Source organism: Rothia nasimurium (genome assembly GCF_928392795.1).
GTDB classification, from domain to species: Bacteria; Actinomycetota; Actinomycetes; order Actinomycetales; family Micrococcaceae; genus Rothia; species Rothia nasimurium_F.
The window spans coordinates 1-478 of sequence record NZ_CAKMTJ010000030.1; the positions used below are offsets into that span (position 1 = coordinate 1).

General features: G+C 68.6%; 2 protein-coding genes. Both read right to left on the minus strand.

Translation table 11 applies throughout. The annotated features are described in order from the left end of the window. Positions 1-128 (minus strand): putative RNA methyltransferase (locus L6963_RS11975; RefSeq protein ID WP_423817132.1); only part of this gene is annotated, 128 nt, incomplete at its 3' end. Continuing rightward, on the minus strand, positions 128-478 hold a 351-nt coding region (locus L6963_RS11720), incomplete at its 5' end, for a M20/M25/M40 family metallo-hydrolase (protein WP_237225475.1). The genes L6963_RS11975 and L6963_RS11720, both read right to left, overlap by 1 nt.

The following is a 478-nucleotide window of genomic DNA, read 5'->3' on the forward strand; positions in this document are numbered from 1 at the left end:
TTCTTGTGCTGCACCGGCAGCAGGTTCAGGTAGCCCTGGCGGGCGCGGTCGAAGCGGTGCCCGGCGGGGCAGGCGACGCCGTTGTCGACCTCGCCCAGGGCGGCGGAGCAGAGCGGGCAGATCAGCATCAGGCGAGCAGCCTCACCAGGGTCTGGTAGTAGATTTCGGTGAGCAGTTCCAGGTCGCTGGCCAGGACCCGCTCGTTGACCTGGTGGATGGTGGCGTTGACCGGGCCGAGTTCGACCACCTGGGTGCCCATGGTGGCGATGAAGCGTCCGTCGGAGGTGCCGCCGCTGGTCGAGGGCTGGGTCTCGCGACCGGTGACCGCCCTGATGCTGGCGGCCACCGCATCGAGCAGTTCGCCCGGCTCGGTGAGGAACGGCAGGCCGGACAGCGCCCATTCGACGTGCCAGTCCAGGCCGTGCTTGTCGAGGATCGCCTCGACGCGTTTCTGCAGGCCTTCGACGGTGGATTCGGT